General features: G+C 61.2%; 23 protein-coding genes. 6 read left to right on the top strand and 17 right to left on the bottom strand.

Annotated elements, in window-relative coordinates:
- Positions 1–2 precede the first annotated feature (2 nt).
- Complete coding sequence (locus QNM96_RS06820) at positions 3–290, bottom strand: DUF5789 family protein (protein ID WP_283835279.1); 288 nt, start codon at positions 288–290, stop codon at positions 3–5.
- Between the two features lie 229 nt (positions 291–519).
- Here QNM96_RS06820 and QNM96_RS06815 point away from each other — a divergent pair, with 229 nt between their 5' ends.
- Positions 520–1,461: a hypothetical protein gene (locus tag QNM96_RS06815; RefSeq protein ID WP_283835278.1), complete on the top strand. Its 942-nt coding sequence runs from the start codon at positions 520–522 to the stop codon at positions 1,459–1,461.
- Between the two features lie 221 nt (positions 1,462–1,682).
- Here QNM96_RS06815 and QNM96_RS06810 read toward each other — a convergent pair whose 3' ends face one another.
- Positions 1,683–2,174: a metal-dependent hydrolase gene (locus tag QNM96_RS06810; protein ID WP_283835277.1), complete on the bottom strand. Its 492-nt coding sequence runs from the start codon at positions 2,172–2,174 to the stop codon at positions 1,683–1,685.
- A 101-nt stretch (positions 2,175–2,275) separates the two neighbouring features.
- Entirely contained in the window at positions 2,276–2,791 is a 516-nt protein-coding gene (locus QNM96_RS06805) for a CinA family protein (protein WP_283835275.1), read from the bottom strand.
- 124 nt (positions 2,792–2,915) lie between these two features.
- On the opposite strand from QNM96_RS06805, the gene QNM96_RS06800 reads away from it, so the two are divergent.
- The gene (locus QNM96_RS06800) at positions 2,916–4,016 is read left to right on the top strand and encodes a pyridoxal phosphate-dependent aminotransferase (RefSeq protein ID WP_283835274.1); all 1,101 of its coding nucleotides are present in this window, start codon (positions 2,916–2,918) and stop codon (positions 4,014–4,016) included.
- A gap of 57 nt (positions 4,017–4,073) precedes the next feature.
- Here the strand turns inward: QNM96_RS06800 and QNM96_RS06795 are convergent, their stop codons facing one another.
- On the bottom strand, positions 4,074–4,436 hold the full coding sequence (locus tag QNM96_RS06795; protein ID WP_283835273.1) for a hypothetical protein: 363 nt from the start codon (positions 4,434–4,436) through the stop codon (positions 4,074–4,076).
- Positions 4,437–4,626: 190 nt separating this feature from the next.
- Between QNM96_RS06795 and QNM96_RS06790 the strand changes: the two genes are divergently transcribed.
- A complete protein-coding gene (locus QNM96_RS06790) occupies positions 4,627–5,871 on the top strand; it encodes a TRC40/GET3/ArsA family transport-energizing ATPase (RefSeq protein WP_283835272.1) in 1,245 nt (414 codons plus the stop codon).
- Positions 5,872–5,974: 103 nt separating this feature from the next.
- On the opposite strand, the gene QNM96_RS06785 is transcribed toward QNM96_RS06790, so the two are convergent.
- Positions 5,975–6,955, bottom strand: a complete 981-nt coding sequence (locus QNM96_RS06785) for an SDR family oxidoreductase (RefSeq protein WP_283835271.1) — start codon at positions 6,953–6,955, stop codon at positions 5,975–5,977.
- Between the two features lie 122 nt (positions 6,956–7,077).
- Entirely contained in the window at positions 7,078–7,416 is a 339-nt protein-coding gene (locus tag QNM96_RS06780) for a hypothetical protein (RefSeq protein ID WP_283835270.1), read from the bottom strand.
- A gap of 447 nt (positions 7,417–7,863) precedes the next feature.
- Here QNM96_RS06780 and QNM96_RS06775 point away from each other — a divergent pair, with 447 nt between their 5' ends.
- A complete protein-coding gene (locus tag QNM96_RS06775) occupies positions 7,864–8,583 on the top strand; it encodes a DUF2270 domain-containing protein (RefSeq protein WP_283835269.1) in 720 nt (239 codons plus the stop codon).
- A gap of 71 nt (positions 8,584–8,654) precedes the next feature.
- Here the strand turns inward: QNM96_RS06775 and QNM96_RS06770 are convergent, their stop codons facing one another.
- The 6 genes from QNM96_RS06770 to QNM96_RS06745 form a co-directional block, all read right to left on the bottom strand.
- Complete coding sequence (locus tag QNM96_RS06770; protein WP_283835266.1) at positions 8,655–9,938, bottom strand: cation:proton antiporter; 1,284 nt, start codon at positions 9,936–9,938, stop codon at positions 8,655–8,657.
- 35 nt (positions 9,939–9,973) lie between these two features.
- On the bottom strand, positions 9,974–10,468 hold the full coding sequence (locus QNM96_RS06765; protein ID WP_283835265.1) for a TrkA C-terminal domain-containing protein: 495 nt from the start codon (positions 10,466–10,468) through the stop codon (positions 9,974–9,976).
- A 110-nt stretch (positions 10,469–10,578) separates the two neighbouring features.
- Entirely contained in the window at positions 10,579–12,255 is a 1,677-nt protein-coding gene (locus QNM96_RS06760; RefSeq protein ID WP_283835264.1) for a cation:proton antiporter, read from the bottom strand.
- Positions 12,248–13,978, bottom strand: a complete 1,731-nt coding sequence (locus tag QNM96_RS06755) for a cation:proton antiporter (RefSeq protein WP_283835263.1) — start codon at positions 13,976–13,978, stop codon at positions 12,248–12,250. Before QNM96_RS06755 ends, QNM96_RS06760 begins: the two co-directional genes overlap by 8 nt.
- A 227-nt stretch (positions 13,979–14,205) precedes the next feature.
- The gene (locus tag QNM96_RS06750; RefSeq protein ID WP_283835262.1) at positions 14,206–14,661 is read right to left on the bottom strand and encodes a MaoC family dehydratase; all 456 of its coding nucleotides are present in this window, start codon (positions 14,659–14,661) and stop codon (positions 14,206–14,208) included.
- Between the two features lie 78 nt (positions 14,662–14,739).
- The gene (locus QNM96_RS06745) at positions 14,740–15,114 is read right to left on the bottom strand and encodes a methylglyoxal synthase (RefSeq protein ID WP_283835261.1); all 375 of its coding nucleotides are present in this window, start codon (positions 15,112–15,114) and stop codon (positions 14,740–14,742) included.
- Positions 15,115–15,274: 160 nt separating this feature from the next.
- On the opposite strand from QNM96_RS06745, the gene pyrF reads away from it, so the two are divergent.
- Positions 15,275–16,075, top strand: a complete 801-nt coding sequence (gene pyrF, locus QNM96_RS06740) for an orotidine-5'-phosphate decarboxylase (RefSeq protein ID WP_283835259.1) — start codon at positions 15,275–15,277, stop codon at positions 16,073–16,075.
- 31 nt (positions 16,076–16,106) lie between these two features.
- On the opposite strand, the gene QNM96_RS06735 is transcribed toward pyrF, so the two are convergent.
- A complete protein-coding gene (locus QNM96_RS06735) occupies positions 16,107–16,379 on the bottom strand; it encodes a hypothetical protein (RefSeq protein WP_283835258.1) in 273 nt (90 codons plus the stop codon).
- Positions 16,380–16,466: 87 nt separating this feature from the next.
- Positions 16,467–16,646: a hypothetical protein gene (locus tag QNM96_RS06730; RefSeq protein ID WP_283835257.1), complete on the bottom strand. Its 180-nt coding sequence runs from the start codon at positions 16,644–16,646 to the stop codon at positions 16,467–16,469.
- Between the two features lie 159 nt (positions 16,647–16,805).
- Here QNM96_RS06730 and QNM96_RS06725 point away from each other — a divergent pair, with 159 nt between their 5' ends.
- On the top strand, positions 16,806–18,479 hold the full coding sequence (locus QNM96_RS06725; RefSeq protein ID WP_283835256.1) for a GTP-binding protein: 1,674 nt from the start codon (positions 16,806–16,808) through the stop codon (positions 18,477–18,479).
- On the opposite strand, the gene QNM96_RS06720 is transcribed toward QNM96_RS06725, so the two are convergent.
- The 3 genes from QNM96_RS06720 to QNM96_RS06710 form a co-directional block, all read right to left on the bottom strand.
- Entirely contained in the window at positions 18,480–22,613 is a 4,134-nt protein-coding gene (locus QNM96_RS06720; RefSeq protein ID WP_283835254.1) for a ThuA domain-containing protein, read from the bottom strand.
- 174 nt (positions 22,614–22,787) lie between these two features.
- Positions 22,788–23,165, bottom strand: a complete 378-nt coding sequence (locus tag QNM96_RS06715) for a hypothetical protein (protein WP_283835252.1) — start codon at positions 23,163–23,165, stop codon at positions 22,788–22,790.
- 60 nt (positions 23,166–23,225) lie between these two features.
- Entirely contained in the window at positions 23,226–23,912 is a 687-nt protein-coding gene (locus tag QNM96_RS06710; RefSeq protein WP_283835250.1) for an HAD family hydrolase, read from the bottom strand.
- Positions 23,913–23,916: the final 4 nt, after the last annotated feature.

Genomic DNA, 23,916 nt, shown 5'->3' with positions numbered 1-23,916 from the left:
GATTACTCGCTCGTGGTCTGGACGGGCCCAGTCCCGATAACGTCCCTGACGTGGCCGTCGAACTCTTGATGGCGCTCGAAGTACGTCTCGTCGACATCGACGAGGACGTCCGACAGTTCCCGCGGTCCGTCAGGTGTTCGGATGACGCTGTCGCCCTCGAGCCGATCAATCTCGCTCTTTTCTTTCGGCCACGTGAGCCGGGAGCTTACTCGAGCCAGCGGTGCACCCTCGACCGGCGTCCCTTCCCCGAGGGATACGGCGGGTTCCGTCTCTTCTTCGTCGTCGCTCATACTCGCCACTTTGCAAGCGTCTCGATTCAAACTTTCGTTTCGAGTGGTGTTCCGATGATCACCGAACGGACAATCGCTCCGAGCGAAACCGCGTTCCGCTTACTTTCCACGATACCTCTGTACTTTCCGCGATTTATCTGCCAACCCTTGTTCCCTCACAATATACCTCTGTCTTCCGATATGTGTCTGACGTATCGTTTTTTGTGGTGTGAGTACGAACCCCCCCACTATGACCAGCCTGGCGGAGGTATATCAGGGGAACGAACGGGAGGTGTCGAGCCTCCGACGGCTGTACGCGGGAACGATACTGGTCGTTATCGGGGCGATTCTGGCAGTCATCGCCGTGCTCGTCGCCACGACAGAACTCTTTTCGGGATACTTCGCCGATCAGTACGCCGCGCTCGAGGCCGCAGGAATTCTGGCGGGGATCGGCGTTCCGGCTGCGCTCGTCGGCGTCTTCATCGTGTTACCGGCGTCTCGTCGAGTCAAAGCCGCGGCCGCGATCGGTGCCAGTCTCTGCCTGCTCGGCGTGGCATTATTTTGGCACGCGTATCCCCACCACTGGCGTGGCTACGGTGACAACCTCACACTCCACGTCTCCGCCGTCTACCTTCTGGGACTGTTCATCTCGGTGTGGTGTCTGTTCACCGCCGTCGTCAACTTCAAGACCAGAAACGACCCTGGCGGGATGCTCGAGATGAACGTCACCCGGAAAGGGGAGACGAAAATCGTCGAGGTCGACAACTCGAGCGGCGGCCCGCTCGGCGGCGTCGGCCTACTGGGGAGCGATCCGGACGGCAACGTCGAGACCCAGACCAACGTCGAATCGGAGTCGCCGTCGTCCTCGAGCGGCGGATCGAGCGGAACGGGCGGCATTCCCGGTGCTGGCACCGTTACGACCAGCGACGGCGGCTCGAAGACGGCGGGTATCGATTCGCCGCTCGGAGGCGGGGACGGTCACGATGCCGAGTTCGTCGACGCCCCGGTCGAACCCGACGAGCCGGTTGAGACGGCGGATCAGTACTGCGGCAACTGTCGACACTTCGAGTACGTTCGGACGTCTTCGGGCATGGTTCCGTACTGTGGGTATCACGACGGCGCGATGGAGGATATGGACGCTTGCGACGAATGGACGCCGAACCGTCGTGACGCCAGTCTCGACTTCGACTAGCGAACTCACCCGCGGGTCGGTTCGGCTGGTTACGAGGTTCAAACGGCTGAGTACGAGGTTCAAAACGGGAGACTACGACATTCAGAACGACTGAGTACGGGATTCAAACGGCGACAGGTCTTCGGTTGTGTCTCGAGGATACCCTCACTGCTGTTCGATGCTGAGACGAATCGCCACGCTCGAGCACTCGTTCGGGGTCGACGTCGTCTCGACAGCCCCTCCTATAGCCACATCCCGATCGCCTGTTCACCCAACTCGAGTCCCAACTGGGGCACTTGATAGATGATAAGCGCGGCCACGACGAGTTCCAGCCCGGTGACGATGACCGTAACCAGATCCGCCATTCTGCTCTTGACTGTGACGCCGATCGGCAGACCGAACTCCTCCTTCCAGAGCGGGTAAAACAGCGCGATACCGCGCTTGCTTCCCGCAACGTCTAACACGTAGTGGGTGAGGATTCCGATCCAGACGTACTCGAGGTTTGCGAAGAAATACGGAAAGGCGATAAAGGCGACGAGAATCGGTAGGTTGTGCAACGTTTTGCGGTGCTTGCCGAAGGCGGTGTCGACATCCGGAAACAACGCGCCCAGAGTGACGGGAACGCCGATCATCAGAATCGTCACGAACGTCTCTTCGGTCCCGGCAGGCTCGAGTAGATACCCCAACCCGATACTCAACAGGACGGCGTTGAGAACGTGTCCCTTCTTGTTCATCTACTGAACGCTGGGAATCGGAGGACGGAATAGCTTTCTGTCGAGATCCGTCGTCGATCGGACTCGTTCCGACGGGAGCATCCCCGACAGGTGTCTCGTTCTCAGTGAACTCGATCAACCGCCGATAACAGGTCTTCGAACGCTCGTTCGACCGTATTCGCCCGAACCGTCGCCCGGTCACCGTCGAACTCGTATCGGGAAACGGTCGCCTCCGAGGCGTTTGTCCCCCACGGCCCGGCATAGGAGATACCGATGTAAACGGTTCCGACGGGATCGGCTTCAGTCCCGCCCGTCGGACCGGCGACGCCCGTCGCGGAAATCCCCCATGTCACGTCGGTCACGTCGCGGACCCCCTGTGCCATCTCGCGCGCGACGGGTTCGGAGACGGCCCCGTACTCGTCGAGCGCCTCGCGGCTAACGCCGAGATGTCGGCGCTTGGCGTCGTAGGCGTACGTCGTCAGTCCGGCGTCGAAGTAATCGCTCGCGCCCGGAATCGTCGTGATCGCCGCGCCGATCAGCCCGCCGGTACAGGATTCGGCCACGGCGAGCGTTTCCTCGGCATCCCGCAGGGTGTCGCCGATCCGCATCGGAAGCTCGCGGTCGATATCGTCGTTCATGCTCAAGGAAAGGGGAGCCGGCAGTTTCAATGGAACGGTGAGTCGGTCGAAACCGCTTTTCGGTCGCGCTCTGCCTTCCGTTCGTGTCGAAAGATCCAACGCCCGTCGGCTCCCAACGGAACGCATGGACTACGAGACGCCGCTTTTCTTTCGCGTGATGCAGTACGCCTCGAGGGCGGAGGGGGACGTGATCGACATGGTGAGTGGCAATCCGGACTGGGAGCCGCCGGCGGCGCTCCGAGAAGGGCTCCACGAGTACGCCGACGCGGATCCGGACCGATTCCAGTATCCGCCGAGCGACGGACTCCTCGAGTTGCGCGAGGAGATCGCCGCTCGCCGAAACGTGGACGTTTCCCAGGTCGTGGTCACCAACGGCGCCGGCGAGGCGAACTACCTCGCGATGGCTCGAGCGCTCGAGCGCGACAGCGGCTCCGAAGTCGTTCTGACCGACCCTGTCTACCCCTATTATCCGGGGAAGACGACCATGCTCGGCGGGACCCAGACGTACGTCGAGACGGACGAAACGGGTCAGCTCGATCCGGACGACGTTCGCACGGCGGCGAGCGCGGATACCGCGGCGATCGTCGTCAACTCGCCGAACAATCCGACGGGGGCGGTCTATCCGGAGGAGACGGTCCGCGAACTCGTCTCGATCGCCGAATCGAACGATGCGATCCTTGTCAGCGACGAGGTCTACGACCACTACGACCTCTCGGGTACCTTCGCGAGCGCGCTATCGGTCGACTCCGAGCATCGGATCGTTACCAACGCGTTTTCGAAGTCGATGGCGATCACGGGTTTTCGGGTCGGTTACTCGATCTTCCCGGAGGAACTGGTTGAAAGCGCGAGGAGCCGCCACATGCTGGTCAACGTCGCTGGGAGTCGACCCGCCCAACACGCCGTATTGCACGCGCTCCGGGAAACGGGGCCGGAGTACTACCGGGCCAATCGGGACCGCCTCCGTGATCGCGTCGACACGTTCACCGACGCGCTCGAGCGGGCGGGTGCGGAGTACACCCGACCCGACGGGTCGTTCTACGTGATGGTTCGGTTCGACGGATTCCCGGGAACGCTCGAGAACGTCGAACGGCTGATCGACGAGGCCGGCGTCGCCGGAATGCCAGGGACTGCCTTCGGAAGTTCTCGAGAGGAGTGGCTTCGATTCGCGCTCGTGACGCCGCGGGTCGAAGAGTCAGCGGAGCGGCTGATCGAGTACTTCGAGTAAAATTCGTTCGATTCGGCAGGGACTTCGCTCGGTCCGAATCGGATGGCGGTGCGGGCGTTACCGAAGCGATCCCGACCACTCGCAGTTCGAACACGCAAAGAGGCCAGCGCCGTTTATCGTCTCGCACCCGCAGTCGGGACAGGTCGCCGACCCCTCCAGTATAGCAGTGCCGTCGCTCGAGTCTACCACACCCCGAGCGAGAGTGCGAGCGAGGCGACTTCCGGGATCGGTTCCGTCGTACGGGAACGGGGCATCGTTCGGGGTCTCGAGTTTCGGATCGGGAGAACGCGTTTCGTGTTCTGAATGAGTTAGAACGGTGTCGGTATCCGAATTCTTCGGCTCGGTGGGAGGCTCCGGATCGGTTGCGGCGGACTCCGTCGCGGCAGGGTCGGATGCAGTAGGTTCAGATGCTGTTGTCATTGTTCGGGGACGCTTGGCTCGTCAGTCCACGATCTCGTATATAATGGTATCCACTAGAATAACAAGTCCGTATACCGATGTTAATATCCCTAATACAGCCGGTTGGCGCGCAGTGAGACTGCAGTTCGGTTAGTCTCCCGCTTGGAATTGGACCGACGATTACTCGTGTCTGGGTTGGGTATTGGCTTGCATGAGTGGACTCGACGTCGATCCGGTCGAAGAGACGAACGAGGACGGCGACGACCACACGATCGAAGTGACGCCGACGGATTCCGTCGAAGACGAGGAAGAACGACGGACGATCGACGTCGAACCGAGCGACGAGCCGGTCGACGGACCCGAGTACGTCCTGTACGGCGGCAAAGGGGGCGTCGGAAAGACGACGATGGCGGCCTCAACCGCCCTGGATAGCGCTCAGCGAGGTGTCCGAACGCTCGTCGTCTCGACGGACCCGGCGCACTCGCTCTCGGATACCTACGAAACGGATATCCCGGCGAAGCCAACGCGCATCCGCGACGACGTGCCGCTTTTCGCGGCCGAGATCGACCCCGAAGCGGCGCTCGAGGACGCCGAAACGATCTTTTCACAAGGAGCCGGAGAGGGTGGCGATACCGCAGGTGATGCCAGCCCGAACGCAGGAGCTGGTGGCGGCGCTGGAGACGGATTCGGAAGCGATCCGTCGGCCGGAACTGACGGGCCGCTTGGCGACCCGGACGGCCCGCTGGGCGGAATGGGCGAGATGCTCGGCGGCGATTCCCCGATGGACGCCATGCTCGGCGGCGGGATGCCCGGCTCCGACGAGGCGGCGGCAGTTCAACTCCTACTCGAGTACATGGACGACGAGCGGTTCGATCGCGTCGTCGTGGATACGGCACCGACGGGACACACCCTCAAGCTCCTGCAGTTGCCGGAACTGATGGATTCGATGATGGGAAAGATGATGCAGTTCCGCCAGCGAATCGGCGGGATGATCGAGGGTGTCAAGGGGATGTTCGGCGGCCAGGGCGGCCCCGAACAGGAGCCCGGAATGGACGACCTCGAGGAACTTCGCGAGCGAATCGAACGCCTGCGGGCCGCGCTTCGAGACCCCCAGCGAACCGACTTCCGTATCGTGATGGTCCCCGAGGAGATGAGCGTGCTCGAGTCCAAGCGGCTCCGCCAACAGTTACGCGAGTTCGAAATCCCGGTCGGTACGCTCGTGGTAAACCGCGTAATGGAACCGTTGACGGACGTCACCGACGACGTCGAGGGCGAGTTTCTCGAACCGAATCTCGAGGAGTGTGAGTTCTGTCAACGGCGCTGGGATGTTCAACAGAACGCGCTGATGGAAGCCCAGGAACTCTTCCGCGGCACCGACGTTCGGCGCGTTCCGCTGTTCGCCGACGAAGTTCGCGGCGAGGAGATGCTCGAAGTCGTCGCGGCCTGTCTTCGGTAGGAATTGGCCAGTTTCTCGAACGAGTCGATAGAGAGCTTCCCGATTAGAGAGGAACCCGATAGAGCGGAGTCCGCACGCGGCCAAAAGAGGCGGAGTCGACTGCTCAAACGAACTTCCGCAGGAGACCGTAGGCCGCGTCGCGGAGCCGGTCCGGGAGGAATCGAACGTAAGAGCCGTACTCCGCAATCGGGCCGACGGGGTACCGCGCCGGGGGCTCCGGACAGGTACCTGCGTGGAGGATCGCCGCCGCGACCTCCTCCGGTTCGATCGCGAGCGGACCACCGCCGCCAATCAGTTGCGCGTCGTCGTAGATCTCGTACAGTGTCTCGTAGGCCGGCGTTCGATTCTCCGGCAGTTCGTCGTCCGTACGGTCGATAAACTCCGTTTCGACGGTGCCTGGCTCGATCAGGACGACCTCGATGCCGAACTCCTCGACCTCCGCTCGGAGCGAGTCGCTCATCGCCTCGAGGGCGTGCTTCGAGCCCGAGTACGGTCCGGTTCCAGCGAAGGAGAGACGACCGAGGATGCTCGAGACGTTGATGATTCTGGCCTCGTCCTGGGCTCGCATGTGGGGAAGTGCGGCTCGAGCGAGACGGTGCGGGCCGTAGACGTTGACGTCGAACTGGCGGTGGAGATCGAGCGTGGAGACGTCCTCGATCGGCCCCATCTGCGCGTAGCCGGCGTTGTTTACCAGACAGTCGATCGCGCCGCCGATTTCGACGGTCTCCTCGACGACCCTCGAGACCTGATCTGGGTCGGTAACATCCAGCTCGAGCGTCTTACAGCCTGCCTCGGCGAGATCCGCGATGTCGGCGGTGTTGCGCGCCGTTGCCACGACCTGCCAGTCCTTCTCGAGGAAAGCCTCGGCCGTTGCTTTCCCGATACCCGACGAACACCCAGTGATGAGGATGCACTTCTTTCGGGTGTACCGATCGTCGGCGTCCTGGGTCGTCGTTCGGTCCCGTTCGTCGCTTGAGGCCGTCCGTTCGCCGGCCGTGGTGTCAGTTCCGTACTCGTCGCTGGCTCCGGGAGAGTCCTGATCCCCGTCATCGTCCGTTCCCTCGGCTTCCTCAGCAATGGCCATACAGGTTGGGTTCGTGAGACGTCACCTAAGTACCGACGGTTTTTCTCGCCTGTCGTTCGGCGGTGGTCCGCGTCTCAGAGACTGGCGTCGCGAGGGGAGCCATGTGGATCGAGCGATCGACACTACTCGAGCAAATCCTCCCTAACCCGACACCCGTAGGGGTACGCGTTGTGGTGGGTCGGGACGAGTTGGACGACAGCGGTAACCGGGAGTCCACACCGGGGACACTCGGGATGCGTCGTCGGCTTCTCGTCAGGTACCCGAACGCCCAGATTCGTTACGACAAGCGAGACGCCCTGAACCTCGAGGCGGACCTCGACCGACCTGCCGCCGGAGTCGACCAGTCGGGCGAGCGCTTCGGGGTCAAACTCGCTTGCGAGTTGGTAGGAATCTCGAGGCACTCCCTGTTTCTCGAGGGTTCGGACGATGTCGACGACCAGATCGTCCGTCGGGACGGTCATCGCTCGCACCTTCCACCGAGCGCATGCGTGATGGCTGGCGGTGCGTGAGCAGCGGTTCGTGGTCCGTGAGCGGCAGCTGGCGGTATTCGACTTCGATTCGTCTGTCGGACGGGATGTTTAAGCCCGCGGAGAAGTAATCCAATCATGGCAACCGTTCCTTCAAGGGTTCGGAAGCCACGTCTCGGGTGTCCTAAGCACCCGGGGCATTTCAATACGAACGCCCCCTTCCGTGGAGTTTCTGGCTTCCGTTTGGCATCACGCTCTGTAGTGTCATATAACTACTGTTTTCGGCGAGGAATAATGTCGTCTCGAGAGAGTGTGTTTTAAAATTATTTCGGAGAAGAACTGCTTACTACAGATGCGTACTGTTCGATATTCTCCAGTACATAACACTCAGATTACACTGTCACCATACCTGCTTATGGAGCGAGGAGATGTCTCTCCCCTATGACCGATTCGAGTAGGGACGAGTTCGACCCAACAGCACCAGACCAACGGGAGATCGGCCGCGAAATGGTTGACGACAGTACGGGACTGGGTTCGGTGATGGCCCACGCCTATCGCGGAGAGATAGACCGAGTGGGGACGTGGCGCCAGCGCCTCGACGAGACGACAACGTGGGCGGTGACGCTGATGGCAGCAATCTTAACGTGGGCGTTTTCGAGTACCGATAACCCACACTATATCTTGCTGATCGGGATCGTTGTCGTCACCATCTTTCTGGGCATCGAAGCACGGCGGTACCGGGACTACGATGTCTTTCGCTCTCGTGCCCGAGTCCTCCAAGAGAACCTGTTCGCAAACGCCCTCGATCCGTCCCAGGGCACCGAAAGTCACGACTGGCGAGCGGAACTGAGCAGGGACTATCGCAGGCCGACGCTGAAAGTCTCGTTCTACGAGGCACTCGCAAACCGGGCCCGACGTGTGTACCTTGCTCTGCTCGGTGTCTTATTGGTCGGGTGGATCTTTAGGATTACAGCGTTCGTGCCGCGTCAAGACTGGCTGACAACCGCTGGAATCGCCCGTATCCCCGGGATTGCTGTGGTTGCCGTTGTGGGTGTGTTCTACGTCGTACTGCTGGGCGTCACCTTCTGGCCCCGCGAGCGCCATGCCAAGGGTGAATTCCGTGAAGGGGACCCGAACGACTGGAAAGAGACTGACCGATAAATCCGTTCTCTGTACTTGTCGCGAGGTTCACACCTAGAACCGAGTAAAGAAATCGCGCTACGATCCGCTAGTCAATCGTCGCTCGGCTGCCCACTGCTACCGGAATCGCCTTGCAGTCGAGGGACGATCACCGATTCGATCCGGTTGGAGTACTGCATGAGCGTCGTTCCGAGGATGCTCATGAACAGGACGTAACCGACCGCGAAGGCGTAGATCGTCTCGGCGGTTCCCTCGCCGATCGCACCCTGCACGCCCGGATCGGTCACCGCGACGGCAATGCTCGCGATGATCAGCGAGAACTCCCCGCGGGTGACCATCCCGAGACCGACGCGAACCGAGCGTCGTTCGTCGAGATCGTAAACCCGGCCGCCGAAGTATCCGCTCACGAGTTTGCTCGGCGTCGTGAGAAGGACGGCGACCGCGATCATACCCGCCACGCCGACGAAGACGGCGGGATTGGTCAACAGGCCGATCCAGAAAAAGAACACGGCCGCAAAGGTGTCCCGGAGCGGCTCCAGCAGCCGCTCGAGTTCGTGGACATGGTCCGTCGAGGAAAAGGCCATGCCGACGAAGAAGGCAGCAACCGCCTCGCTCACGCCGAGTGCGAGCGCGGCCCCGGAGAGCAAAACAAGCACGCCGAGCGTCCGGAGCACGACGAATTCGTGGGAATCCGTCTCGAGCGTTCGCTGGAACCATGCGGTTCCGAAGTAGACGAGGACCAGCAAGCCGAGGATGAACGCTATCGCGATGCCGATCTGGCCCGCCGCCTCGCCGATATCACCACCACCGACCACGAGCGCGGAGACGACCGCGAGATAAACCGCGATGAACAGGTCTTCGTAGACGAGCGTCCCGAGCATCGGATCGGCTTCGTCGTTCGCGATCCAGCCGAGGTCGATCAGGGACTTCGTGATGATCGCCGACGAGGAGATGTAGACGATCCCGGCGATAATAAACGCCGGCAGGAACTCGCCGAAGAAGTACCAACCGATGACCATGCCGATCCCGAAGTTCAAGACGAGATCGACGGTTCCGGCCTTTCCGATACGATCCCTGGCCGCGAGCAATCGCTCTAAGTTGAACTCGAGGCCGAGGAAGAAAAGCAGGAAGACGATCCCGAGTTCCGCACCAAGGTGGATGAAGTCGGTTTCGACCAGGTGCGGGAACGTCTCCCCGATGAGCGGCGTAAGAAACTCGGGAACGGGTGCGACGCCCAGAACGTACTCGCTGAGCACCATTCCGATAAGGATGTAAAACGGGATCACCGACTGGCCAATCCGATTTGCGAGCACTCCGGCGCCAGCGACCGCTGCGAACAGGACTCCGATTTCGATCAGCGTGGTTTCAGTCGCCACTCCGTCTCACCTCCAACAGATTCTGCATCGGTGTATCACTCGGGGCCGCCGTTACCGAGTAACTGTTCGAACTCGATACAGTCCTCTCGTTCGCCGACGACGACGAGGGTATCACCGTCTTCGATGACTGTCTCCGGCGTCGGGGGAGTGATGATTTCCGAACCCCGCTGAATCGCGATGATCGAAACGCCGGTTCGTTCGCGGATGCCGGCATCAGCGATGGTCTGTCCGGCGATCTCCGAATCCTGGGCAACCCCATACCACTCGATGAACGTCTCGTCCGAAAGCATCGTCTCGACGCGGTTCGTTTGTACGGGTTGGAAGTACGCGCCCTCGAGGATCGTCCCCACTTTTCGGGCGAGTCGATCCGGTAGTTCGAACAGCTTATCGCTGTCGGCGTCCGCGTCGGCTTTCAGGTATACTTCTCGCTTTCCCGTGTTGTGGGTCACGATGACAAGGCGCTTGCCACCGTCGATTTCGACCTCGTACTTCTTCCCCACGCCGGGAAGGTCGCTCTCGTAGATGGTCATACCGCCTAGTCGAGACGGACGGCTAATAAATATCGTGACACCGTGGCCGTGGACGGCTCCGTTTCTCGGAAACCGAGGAGAAAGATCCCTGCTTTGGCGTGCGGATAACGTCAATCGTCCCCAACCCGTGAACCGAACCCGTATCGTTCGAGGGTCTCGAATTGGTCGAGGTGTTCCTCGCGGATCTGGTCCAGCGATCGATCACCGTCGAGCGTGGATTGGACGACGGTTGCAAGTTGATCGGAAGCCAGAATGTTCGGCACGCTCACGTATCCAGCACCGCCGCTGAGAAGGTCTCGAGCCACTTCCGATGTACTCGCTCGAAGGATGACTTCGGCGGGAGTATCGACCTCGAGTACCGACTTGGAGACCGGTCGGTGGTCGACCGTCGACATGACGAGCGTCGCGTCTTCGACGTGTGCTTTCTCCCACGGGTACGAAGACATCGCGTCGCCGAGGACGTAGTTTCGACACTCTGCCCGCATGTCGTCCCAGAGTACCGGGTCGTTCTCGATGACGACGTACTCCCGACCGAGCCGTTCGCACGTTTCGACGACTCGACGCCCCTGTCGCCCGTAACCGATGATGACGACGTGATCCTCGAGTCCCTCGTCGACATCGCTTCGCTCGTCGATCTTGCGGGTGAGCCGACCGGCGAACAATCCTTCGACGAAGGTGCTGTAGACGGTTTCTTCGTGGCGGCGAGCAACCGAGGTAAGGATCATCGTAATCGCCGCCGCGAGTATGATCGCCTCGAAGAGGGTTTCCGAAATCGCCCCTGCCAGGGCGGCCTGGATCGCGATCACGAGCGAGAGTTCGCTCACCTGGTTGAGCGTCGAACTCGCGAGGAACGCGGTTCTTGCGTCGTAGCCCTCGTAGACGAACGAGAGCATGATAACGAAAGGGTTGACGAAGAGCACCAGCGCCGTGAGCGTGGCCGCGACGATGAACACCTCCAGATCGGGAACCGAAACGAGCGCCCCGACCGTGACGAAGAAAATCGCCACGAAGAAGTCCTTGATCGATTCGATTCCGTTGAGCACGCCGATCGTCGACGCGTCGTCGCTCCGGATCGAGATGCCCGCGGCGAACGCGCCAACGACCATGGAGAGTCCCGCGAGTTCGGCTCCGGCGAGAAAGCCGATGAGTATCGAGATGCTCCCCATCATGACGAGCTCGTCAGAGTCTCCCGCCAGACGAACCAGTAGCGGGAAGATGTGGCGATAAACCAACAGCGCCGCGATCAAAAAGAGCACGCCGAACCCGATCTTGGACGTGACCTGGGTCGTCGTGTACGCTTCGGCCGAAAGGACGAGAATGAGTCCGATCGCCAGCAGATCGTCGAAAAAGTGCACCGACGACGCCAGCCGCCCGTGGACGAGGTTGTCTCGAATTTCGTGCTCGAGCAGTCCGGCACCGACGATGGTCGAACTCAACGTGGCTGCGACGCTGAAGTAGACGGCGTTCAGGGTGTCGAAGCCGTAGATCGTCGCGACCGCGAAGGCAACCGGTGCGACGATTATCAGCTGCGTCACCGCCGCGGCCTCGCTGTCCCTAATAACCGCCTGTAACGATTTGAAGTCGACCGTAAACCCGAAGACGAACACCAAGAACGCGATACCCCACTGTGCGAGTTCGATCAGCTCCGGTTGATCGAGAAACGTTCCCGCAACCAGTCCAGCGAGGATGTAAAACGGGACCGGCGAGAGCGAGAAGTGGTTGGCGACCAACAAGAACGCACCCGCCGTGACGAACAGGACGGCAAGCGCCGTTATGAGTTCAGTCATCGTCGTCACCTCCCGTCCGCTTTTGACGTTCTGCCTCGATATCGACCGGTTCCTCCCGTTCGATCCGTGCGATATCGCGTTCGAACGACTTCTCGAGTGATGTTCGATCGTCGAAGTACTGCTCTACGTACTCGCTCAACTTGGCCGCAGTCAGGTACGTGCTCATGATGACGTAATCCGCACCGCGGTCGTAGAGTTCACGCGCGTCGTCGATCCGCTCGGCTTCGACGAAGACCGTCGCGTCGTCGTTGACTTCCTCGAGAAGTGCTTTGTTAACCTCCGATTGCACCGTCGAACTGAGGACGAACGACGCGTTCTTGAGGTTCGCTTCTTTGCGGATCTCTCCGTGCCGGAAGTCCCCGTAGATGTACTCGTATCGGCCCTCTTCTTCGAGCGTTTCGATGTGGTCCGTCTGGCGATCGATGATGACGACCTCGCCGTACTTCTCCTCGAGCATCGGCAACGCGCCTTCGGTGATCTCGTCGTAGCCGATCGCGATCGCGTGATTCTCGTAGACGCTGAGGTCGACGTCCTCCTTGTCGTCGGATTCGAACCGTTCGAACCACGGTTGGACTCGAGCGTAGATCGCGTGGTTGTAGCTGATGATGTACGTCGAGACACTCATCGTCAGCAGCGCCATCAGGCTGAGATAGCCGAGCACGTCGTTGTCGATGAAGTCTTGGGCCACGGCGAGCGAGCCGACGACCAACGAGAACTCGCTGACCTGAATCATGTTGATCGAACCGAGGAACGAGGTTTCGACGCTGAAATCTTCTCGGTTGATTAGAGAGAACATGATCCAGAAGTTACCGACCATCAACACGATCGAAGCGATCACCGCCTCCCGCCAGTACGCGAGCAGTTCGCCGGCCTCGAGCTGGAGGCCGATACTGGCGAAGAAGACGAGGATAAAGAAGTCCGTAATCGGCGTGATCCGATCCTCGAGTTCCTTGCTGTAGGGCAACTGGGCGATGCTGATGCCGGCGAGGAAGGCTCCAACCTCGAGTGAGAGATCGAACTGTTCGGAGATGGCGATGAAGAGGAATGCCCACGCGATGGCGACGATGAGGAAGACGTCCTTGTTGTCGGCGACGCGTCGGAACAGTTGCGGAAGCAGATATCGAGAGGAAGCGATCGAGAACAGACCGATGAACGTCATCATGACGGCGATGACGCCGAGCGTTTGGGCTATCTCGGTCGGATTCCCGAGCGAGTCGGCACCTAGCAACGCCAGGACGACGACGAGGTAGATGTCTTGGACGATCAGGACGCCGACGTCGATCTTTCCCGGCAACGACGTGATCTCGTCCTTATCGGTGAGGATCTTGACGATGATCGGCGTCGCGCCGAAGACGGTCGCGAGCGCGATAATGATGATCTCGGTGGGATCGAATCCGAGCGCCCAGGCGACTGCGAGAGCGAGTGCCGTCTGAAGGATAGTCTGCCAGACAGCGATATTGACGATGGGGCGCAGAATCTCACGAATGTCGTCGAATCGCATCTTCATCCCGAGCAAAAAGAGGAGGAAGCCGAGCCCGAGTTCGGCCATGTTCTCGACGAGGGCGTCCTCGGTGACGATGTCGAACATCACCGGACCGAGGATCAGGCCGGTGAGGATATACGCGATGATAGTTGGCTGACCCGTCTGGCGGGCGATCAGTCCGACGACCGTCGCGACGACGACAATGATCGCAAAGTCAGCGGCTAAGGCAATTTCATTCATCGCACAAACAACTCTTGGATGGGCCTTTGTGTATGAGAGCTTTATATATTGGCTTTCAGGAGCGTGTGGCTACGGATGGCAACCGAAGCGAGTTCACAGAGACAGAGATTGCACTCCAATCAGGAGTTGTCTGATAGGGTCGTTCGTAATCCTTTCCCGGCGTAGATACTCCGTCGCCGGTTTCGTCCCCCCGAACCTCGTTCTCTGCTCAGGCTGGCTGAAAATAGTTACGAACGACCCTCTGACCGCTTGCGCTCGACGATACCGAGACCAATCCACGTGATGACCGGCTCGTCGTCCTGATTGTACGCCGTGAGTTTCGTATCGACGTGGCCGATACTTGGATCGTCCTCGAGTGGCCGTTTATCGACGACCTCGACGGTGACCGAGAGCGTATCGCCGGGCTTGACTGGCTTGATCCAGCGGAGTTCATCTATCCCTCGAGCACCGAGCCAGGCGTCGTCAGCGACGTGTTCGACGAATTCTCGCATACACAGCGAGGCCGTGTGCCAGCCGCTTGCGATCAGTTCGCCGAATATCGAGTCCTCTGCGGCGTCCTCGTCGACGTGGTACGTCTGTGGGTCGTACTGCTCTGCGAATTCGACGATCTCGTCTTTCGAAATCGTTCGGTCGCCGAAGGATTGCGTGTCCCCGATTTCGAGGTCTTCGTAGTACGTCGGCATGCCTCGAGAACGTCGGTGGAACGGGAAATAGCTTGCTGGTGAGGATACCCTCAGGTGTCGGCCGAACCCCGTCGACCGCTACTCTCGAGCGTCGACACCCTCGAGCAGGTACTCGGCCGTCTCGAGGTTCGTCGCCAGCGCGGTATCGTGAACGTCACAGATACGCAACAGGGCCGAGATATCCGGCTCGTGGGGCTGGGCTGTCAGAGGATCCCGGAGGAAGACGATCCCGTCGAGTCTCCCTTCCGCCACCTGCCCGCCGATCATCAGGTCGCCGCCGAGCGGGCCCGACTCCATGCGTTCGATATCGAGTTCGGTGGCCTCCAGTAGCCGTTTCCCCGTCGTTCCGGTCGCGATCAGATCGTACTCGAGCAGTTGTGATTCGTGAGCCTGAACGAACTCGATGAGCTCCGGTTTCTTCTCGTCGTGTGCGATAAGGGCCAGTCGCGTCATCTGCTGGTCGTACGACGAGTGCCGTGATAGTTTCTGGCGTCGCCTCCGGGACCGTTCGACTGTCTCGCGTCACTTCCACAGGCTCGGGGAGGATCTCGCATCACCGCCATGGGCGTGATCGATAGCAACACTTTCGGCCGTCGGGTTTGCACTCGAGTGCATGAACTTCTTCGACCGGCTGCACGACCGGATCGTTTCGGTCGACAGCGTCGTCAGCGTCGGGTTAGACCCCGACCCGAAACGCATCCCGAACCACTTAGAGGAGTACGACCTTCCGCGGTGGGCGTTCAACCGCCGGATCATCGACGCGACCCACGAACACGCCGCGGTCTACAAGCCCAACGCCGCGTTCTACGAGGATCCCGACGGGTGGCGCGCCCTCGAGGAAACCGTCGCCTACGCCCACGGTAAAGGCGTCCCGGTTCTGCTCGACGCCAAGCGCGCGGACATCGGAAACACGACGCGCCAGTATGCGAAGGTCCTCGAGACGGTCGACGCGATAACCGTCAACCCCTACATGGGAAGAGACTCCCTTCAGCCGTTCCTCGACGACGAGGAATCCGGCGTTTTCATCCTCTGTCGGACCTCGAATCCGGGCGGCTCGGATCTGCAGGATCTCGAACTCGAGACGGGCGAACCCCTCTATGAACGCGTCGCCGCGCTGGCGGATCTCTGGAACGAAAACGACAACGTCGGGCTCGTCGTCGGCGCGACGAAGCCGGAGGAACTCGAGGAGCTCCGCGAACAGGTCCCGGAGCTTCCGTTCCTCGTTCCCGGAATCGGCACGCAGGGCGGCGACGCCGAAGCCGCCGTCGAGCATGGACTCGCAAACGGCGTCGGACTCGTCAACTCCTCTCGAGGAATCATCTTCGCGGGAGAGGACGCAGGTGAAGAGTTCGCGCCAGCGGCCGGCCAAGCCGCAAAGCGGTTAAAAGCGCAACTGAATCAGTACCGGGAGTAACGAATCGGCTGGCCGTCGCCGATTCTCGTCCTCACTCCGCGTCCACGACGCGACCGGCGACCATTCCGTCAACGATCTTGCCGACGATTTCGATCGTAATCGGTTCCCCCGGCAGCTGTTTTTCGGGAGGGGTCGCGAGACGGTCGCAACCTTCGACGACGGCGATATCCATCGGGCTCGCGTCGTAGGGATGGGACGCGACCAGGTACCCCTCGGATCTGTCGATATCCAGCTCTCGAGGCTCGATGTGAAACCGCTCGCCGATACCCAGCGATTCACCGAGCATGTCGCGAATTGATGTCATGGAAGGGAGGCCAGGATCATTGGGTTCAGAGTGAGGAGGTCGATATCATTGGTTCAGAGTAGGGAGGTCGGTATCACCCGGTCGCGGTCAGAACCGGTGAATATCGGTTTCGTCCGACTGCTCGCCGGGTTGCGCCTGCGCGGCGCAGTCGGCACAGAGCCCTAATTCACGCTCGTAGTGTTGTTCGCAGGTCAGCGTCCCGCAGTTGTCACATCGGGCCTGGGCCGGCCGCGATTCACAGATCTGGCAGAGACCACTCACGCTCATACGTACCAGTAGGGTCTCCAGACGCTTGAAGCCGCCCCCGGAATAGATTGTTCGTCACGAACCATCCTCGAGAGAAGCGCGCTGAAATCTCCCTTGTCTGGTGTCAACAGGTGACATTCAACGAGAAGGCTTTTGCTCTGTGACTCTCTAGCGAGGCACATGAGCCGTGACCGGGTCTTACTCGAGCGGGCCCTGGAACGTGGTGAACAGGACGGCGGCAGCGTCGAATTCAAAGAACGCCTCATCCGCGACGTTCACCTCGAGGGTGGGCGTCGTGAGAGTTTAGCCGCCCAGCTGCGACACCGCGTCCTTTCCGGCGATGGCGAAGCGACCTACGTAGTCGGCGTAACCGACGACGGCGGGCTCGCGGGCATCGACGCCGAGACGTTCTCTGAATCGATGGACATCCTCTCGTTGCTCGCCGAGGAAGCCGACTGCCACATCGACGACGTGCAAACGTGGGGTGTCGGTACGGAGGTCTCGATACCTTCGGACCGCGATGACGACTCCACGAAAAATACCACGGCGGATTCCTCCCAGGAGAACGGCCTCGTCGGCGTCGCCCGCATCTGTGAAGGTGCCGTCCTCGAGACCGACGACGAGCACGTCGTCGTCGGGACGGCGGGCCACGTCGACCACGGAAAGAGTACGCTCGTCGGCTCGCTCGTAACCGGGAAGGCCGACGACGGCGACGGGGCGACGCGGGCGTTTCTTGACGTCCAGCCCCACGAAGTCGACCGCGGGCTTTCCGCGGACCTCTCTTATGCCGTCTACGGCTTCGACGACGACGGACCGATCCGCGTGAGGAACCCGAATCGCAAGAGCGACCGCGCGCAGGTCGTCGAGGAGGCCGATCGCCTCGTCTCGTTCGTCGACACCGTCGGTCACGAGCCGTGGCTTCGGACGACGATCCGCGGATTGGTCGGCCAGAAGCTCGATTACGGCCTGCTGGTGGTCGAAGCCGACGACGGTCCGACTCGGGTGACCCGCGAACACCTCGGCATCCTGCTCGCGACGGAACTGCCGACCATCGTCGCGATCACCAAAGTCGACGCCGTCGACGAAGAGCGCGTCGGCGAAGTCGAGCGGGAGGTCGAGCGCCTGCTCCGAGAGGTCGGCAAATCGCCCCTCAGCGTCGAACGCCACGGCATCGACGCCGCGATCGACGAGATCGACGACACCGTCGTCCCCATCGTCGGCACCAGCGCGATCACGATGGAGGGCCTCGAGACGCTCGACGAACTGTTCGACAGGCTTCCGAAGACGGCGGGTAACGACGGGGAGTTCCGAATGTACGTCGACCGGAGCTACTCCGTGACCGGCGTCGGTGCGGTCGCCTCGGGAACAGTTATGTCGGGATCCGTCGAGGCGGGCGACGAATTATTGCTCGGCCCGATGCCCGACGGCCGATTCGAGGAGGTCGAAGTGCGTTCCATCGAGATGCACTATCACCGGGTCGACCAGGCTCAGGCCGGTCGGATCGTCGGCATCGCGCTCAAAGGAATCGAGGAGAACGCCATCAGCCGCGGGATGGTTCTCTTGCCCGCCGACGCCGATCCCCAACCCGTCCGAGAGTTCGAAGCGGAGGTCATGGTCCTGAACCATCCCACCCGCATCGGCGAGGGATACGAACCCGTCGTCCACCTCGAGACGATCGGCGAAGCCGCTGCGTTCTATCCGGAGAACGGGCGGCTCCTCCCGGGGGATAAGGGGAAGACGACGGTCGAGTTCAAGTTCCGCCCGTACCTTGTCGAGGAGGGACAGCGATTCGTCTTCCGCGAGGGCCGAAGCAAGGGCGTCGGTACCGTGACGGACGTCCGTCCTGCGGATTGATCAGTTCACCTCCATCGCTCCTCGCATATCGACCGGATGCGGCTGACAGACGTATTCGGCCATCTCGTCGGTCGCGGTGAACTCGACGGTCTGGGTTTCGCCCTCGTCGCTCAGCAGGTCGGACGCGAGTATCTCGTCGCCGTCGGCGTTCTCGATCGCGAAGTTATGGGCCCGTCCGTCGGTGTTCGTCCACTCGACGGTGTACGCCTCGCCCGCTTCAAGCGAGAGCGTCGGGTTCGTCTCGCCGTCGATTGCTGACGGCGACGTCCCCATCCATCCGCTTATTTCTCCGTCGAGTTCGATCGTCCCGTCGTCACCGTTTTCACCGTCGCCGTCGTCGATCTCGTCGCGGATTTCGAACCCGCTGAATTTCGTGTTGTCCGCTTCCGTATTCGAAGCGATGGACAGTATTCCGTCGTTCACCTCAACGTCTTCGACCGTGATCGACGTCGCCGTGAGGGCACCGACCTCGGCGTAGATATCGTAGTCCTCGCGGATGGGTTCGCCCTGAACATCCAGATCGAACACGCGGACGCCCTCTTCGAAGGCGCCGTCCCAGTGCTCCGCGAAGTGGAGTCTCACGTCGTAAGTGCCGTTAGGAAGTGCGATATCGTATCCGAGGTTCTGGCCGTAGTGTTCGCTTCGATAGAGCGCTTGATGGTCGGTATCCTCGATCGATTCTCCCGTAGAGTTCGGATTCAGGTCGTCGGTGGGCGTCACGGACGAGTTCGGCAACGTCTCGAACTCGAGGCCGTCGATCTCGACGGACGGATCGTCGATGTCTTCGCCACCCGAGTTGAGTCCATACGGAACCGTCAGGGGTTCGGAAACCGCGATCGAATCGCTTCGGATAAACTCCCGTTGCTCGCCGTCTTGGACGAACGTAACCGTAGCAGTCAACTCGTATTCGTCGCTGGGAGCCTCCGCAGTCGCCGTCACCTCCCACTCGACCGACTGGGATTCTCCGGCTGGGAGCGTTCCGACGTTCGTCTCGTCCACGGCGGTTACCTCGAGATCGTCGCTTTCTGCGGTCACCGCGAACTCGAGGTCCGCCACGTCGATCTCGAGCGTGTTAGTGAGCGTGGTGTCCGCCGACGCCGACTCCTCCCGCGCGATCGTCTGGTCGTCGAGAGAGAACGAGAACGCGGCCGTTCCGGTTCCGTCCGCCGTGTGTTCGATTCGGTAAATACCGGGGCCGTCACCATCGAATCCGGCTCCCCACTCGATATAGTGGAACCGACCGTCCGGTCCGATCTCCATGTCGTGCGGGCTCTCTAGGTCCAACTCCGGGAGGAACGGCGAGATCTCGAGTAACTCGCCATCGTCGTCGAACGAGACGACGTGGAAGTTGCCGTTGTTCCACTCGCCGATGAACCACTTGCCGTCGAAGTAATCGGGAAGTGCGGTATCCGCACGGTCGTCATCGAGTCGAACCAGCGGACCGCCGTTCGGCGCCCCGTCGGATACCTCGGGATGGGGTGCCTGCTCTGGTACGTCCCAGATGCCGTCCTCTGGTGCGTCGAGGTAGTCGTCCCAGCTGCCCTGCGGAACGTAAAACGTCGATTCTTCAACCGGCGGCAGTTGCTCGAGCCCGTCGTTGTTCACCGAATCGTTGATCGGGCCATCTGGGTCGAACGGCTCGCCGGACTCGCCGGCGGCGAAGTCGTACTCGTAGTAGGGGTATCCCGGTCCGCGAACGAACGGCCAGCCCCAGTTGCCGGCCTCGCGGATCTGGTTGTACTCGCGGATGCCGATCGGACCGCGGTCGTCGCCCCACTCGTTGGAGTCGGGGCCGTAATCCGCCATGTACGTCCACCCCGTCTCCTCGTCGACGCTGAACCGGAATGGGTTCCGAAAGCCCATCGCGTATATCTCCGGCCGGACCAGCCCCTCCTCGAGTTCGTCCTCGTATCCCTGCGCTTCGGTAAACAGGTTGTCGTCGGGAATCGAGTACGAACCGTCGTCTTTGGGGGTGATCCGCAGGATGTTCCCTCGGAGATCCGACGAATCGCCGGACGTTCCCTGTGCGTCGGCGATATTGGGGTCGGTGCTCGTCTCGTCGATCGGCGTGAACCCGTCCGACTCAAAGGGCGTGACGTTGTCGCCCGTCGACAGATAAAGGTGACCGTCCGGTCCAAACTGGATTTCGCCGGCGGAGTGACAGCACTCCTCTCGTTGCTGGTGGACCCGAAGTAATTCGACCTCCGAATCCGGGTCGATCTGGTCGCCGTCGACCTCGAACCGAGACAGCAAGTTGTACGGCATCTCGTCGTCTGGGTCGAGCTCGTCGTCAACCGGCGAGTAGTAGAGGTATAGCCAGCCGGTGTCTTCGAAATTCGGATCGAACGCCGCGCCGAGGCCGCCGTCCTCGTGACCGCTGTAGAACTCCCGCTCGAGCGCGGTGGTGACCTCGTGAGTGTCCGGATCGATGGCCACGACGTCCTCGTGGCGTTGGATGACGAACGCGCGCCCGTCGGGTGCGATCGTCATTGACATCGGGGCGTCCACCTCGTTGGTGAGTTCGACCCGATCGTACGAATCCCACACCGTCGGGGAGCTATCACCCTCGACGAAGTCGCCCGACCACAGTATTCCGTACAGCACGTGCTCGAGGAAGTCCTCGTCCTCGAACACCTCTTCGGTGTGACCGAGGCCGGTGTACCACGACCGCCCGCCCTGATACCGGTGACACCAGGCGATCGGGTGATCGGCGCGACTCATTTCAGCGCCGTCGTAGCTGTCCTCGTCCAGCGTCGCGAGGACGTGTACGTCGCCGCGGGGGTTCCGATCGAAGTCGTAGTACTCGTCGTAAACCTCCCACCGCGCCGGCAGGTGTTGTGTGGACGGATGGACCCGGTCCTCGACGGCGACTTCGCCCTCCTGATTCTCTGGGTGGCCGTCGAAATACGCGCCCACCAGATCGCCGTACCACTCCCAATCGTAGTGCGTGTCGGACGCGGCGTGGATCCCGGCGTACCCGCCGCCGGACTGGATGTACTGCTCGAATGCGTCACGCTGATCGGCGTCCAGAACGCTTCCGGTGGTACTGTTCCAGACGATCGTATCGTACTGCTCGAGCTCATCGACAGCCGAAGGGAACGCGGAGGCGTCACCGTCTGGGTCGTCGATCACGTCGACCGTAACCTCCTCGGCGCCGGTTTCGGCGGCGATCTGGTCGTCCATCGCCTGAATTTGCTCGTTCCCGAACTCGATGATATCGTGCCTGAATTCGTCCGTGACCGAGAAAACCAGCACGTTGACCTCGTCCTCCTCCGACGGTTCGACCGTGAGCGTTCCTGACGCCTCGTCGTCGTCGCTCGCGATGGAGTGGGTATACTCTTCTGCAGGTAGGTCGGTCGTATCCACGTCCTCAAACGAAATCGTCGCGTCTTCGTCTGCCTCGAGCGTGAGGGGATCACCTGTGATCGTATCGCCATTGATGCGGTACTCGATCGTCTGTGCCCCGTAATTGCTACCGGTGTTAGTGATCGTCGCGCTGACGTCGATTGGGTCGCCTCGAGTAACGGTGATATCGGTCGGATCGAGGTCGCTCACTTCGAAGACGGCCGGTTCACCGACTTCGATCGCCCCCCGCATCTCGTCGGGGTGTGGGTCGCAGAAATACGCGGCCATCTCGTCGGTTGCGGTGAATTCGACAGTCTCCATCTGACCTTCCTCAGAAACACCATCGGACGCGAGAAGTTCGTTGCCGTCGTCGTCCTCGATGACGAAGTTGTGGTACTCGCCGTCGGTGTTCGTCCACTCGAGGGTGTACGCTTCACCCGCAACCAACGAGAGCGTCGGGTTCCGTTCATCTTCTATCTCCGTCGGCGAAACGCCGATCCACGCGTACTCACAGTCGCCGTGACCCGGCGGCCCTGCGTGGTCCGGTGGGCCCGCGTGGTCGGGTGGTCCCTGTCCGTTCGCATGGTCCGGCGGTCCTGCGTGGTCCGGCGGTCCTCCGCCGTGACCGCCACCAATTTCTATCGACTCGAGCTCGATCACGTTCTCGGCCTGCGCTCCGGCCTGTCCGCTTATCCCGATGAGTCCAGCGACGCCAGCCCCGCCCGTCGCTTGCATGAACAGCCGCCTATTCAGGCGAATTTTCCGTTCGCGGTCTCTTGTATCACTCATGCCAACACACACCATAACCAATAATAACATCCTATAAATATATTATGGACAAACATTCATCAAACAATATAATCGGTTTCAATAGCTTATATTGCTTCTGCAGAGGAATTATACCGGATTCACCGTTTGTCACGATACGCAACGACAGACGCGTCAATCAGGCTGTAGAACGTATCAATTTATCGAGGCAATTCCGATGGCATCCGCCTCGAGCACCGTTCCACCGAGCGTAACCGCATCGGGATCCGCAAACAAAATCACGTCGTCGGGCATCGATACGTCCGTTCGGATCTGCCGCTCGAGAAACGGCTCGGTAACGGCCGACGGCTCTCGATTCGCGAGCGTGCGCTCGAGGTCTCGCCGGGCGTTGTGACTCATCACGAACTCGCAGCGAGCCGTCTCTACCTGGCCGCCGACTCGCTGGAATAACGAGCGACAGACGGCGAACGGATCGGCTCCCGTCACGGTCACCAGGCCGTTCGACTCGCCGTCTTCATCGAACGCCCGTACCTCCGCGAGGAGTGCGCTGAAATTGATCGCGCGGTCGGTCATCGTCTCGACATCGAGCGCCGCGGACAAAAACGGGCCGACTCGGTCCCGAGAAGGTAGCCGCTACCGGAGGGTCGTTCGCAGTTCCTCGAGCGATTCGAGGACGTAGTCGGGCGTCGGCTCCGGCTCCGATGTTGTTCGACTCGCGCCGTCCGTCGGTACCCACACCGCCCGCATTCCCGCAGCGCGTGCGCCGCCGACGTCCGACTCGAGAGAGTTCCCGACGTAGGCGCTCCGTTCCGGGTCGGCCTCGAGTGCCTCGAGAGCGACTTCAAACGGCTCGGGATCGGGTTTGGCTCGCGTCTCGTGACCCGCGTAGACGACCGTTTCGAAGGCGTCTTCGAGACCGATGGCCTCGAGTTTCGCCCGTTGCATCCCGGGTGCGCCGTTGGTTATCAGCCCGAGCCTGTACTCGGCCTCAAGCGCCTCTACCGCGGCGCTGGCACCCGGGAGGAGATCGACGCTCGTCTGATCACGGATGCTTGCGAACGCGTCCGCAACCGCACGACCCGTCTCCGGATCCCGTCCCGAATCGGCGGCGAGATCGGCGAAACACGCTCGCCGGAGCGCTCCGATCCCGTCGCTCTCCTCGAGGTAGTTCCTGTATCGGTCGTGATACGCCCCGATCGGAAACAGCGGCTCGACTCCCGCTCGAGCGAACGCCGCCTCGAGAACGTCCTCGCTCCGCTGGGTGTACGTACAGAGCGTATCGTCGAGGTCGAAACAGACCGTTTCGATCGCGTCACTCATCGAT

Source organism: Halostagnicola sp. A-GB9-2 (assembly GCF_030068615.1).
In the GTDB taxonomy this organism is placed as follows: Archaea; Halobacteriota; Halobacteria; order Halobacteriales; family Natrialbaceae; genus Halostagnicola.
The sequence above is the reverse complement of the archived record's forward strand: the minus strand, read 5'-3'. Positions and strand labels throughout refer to the sequence as shown.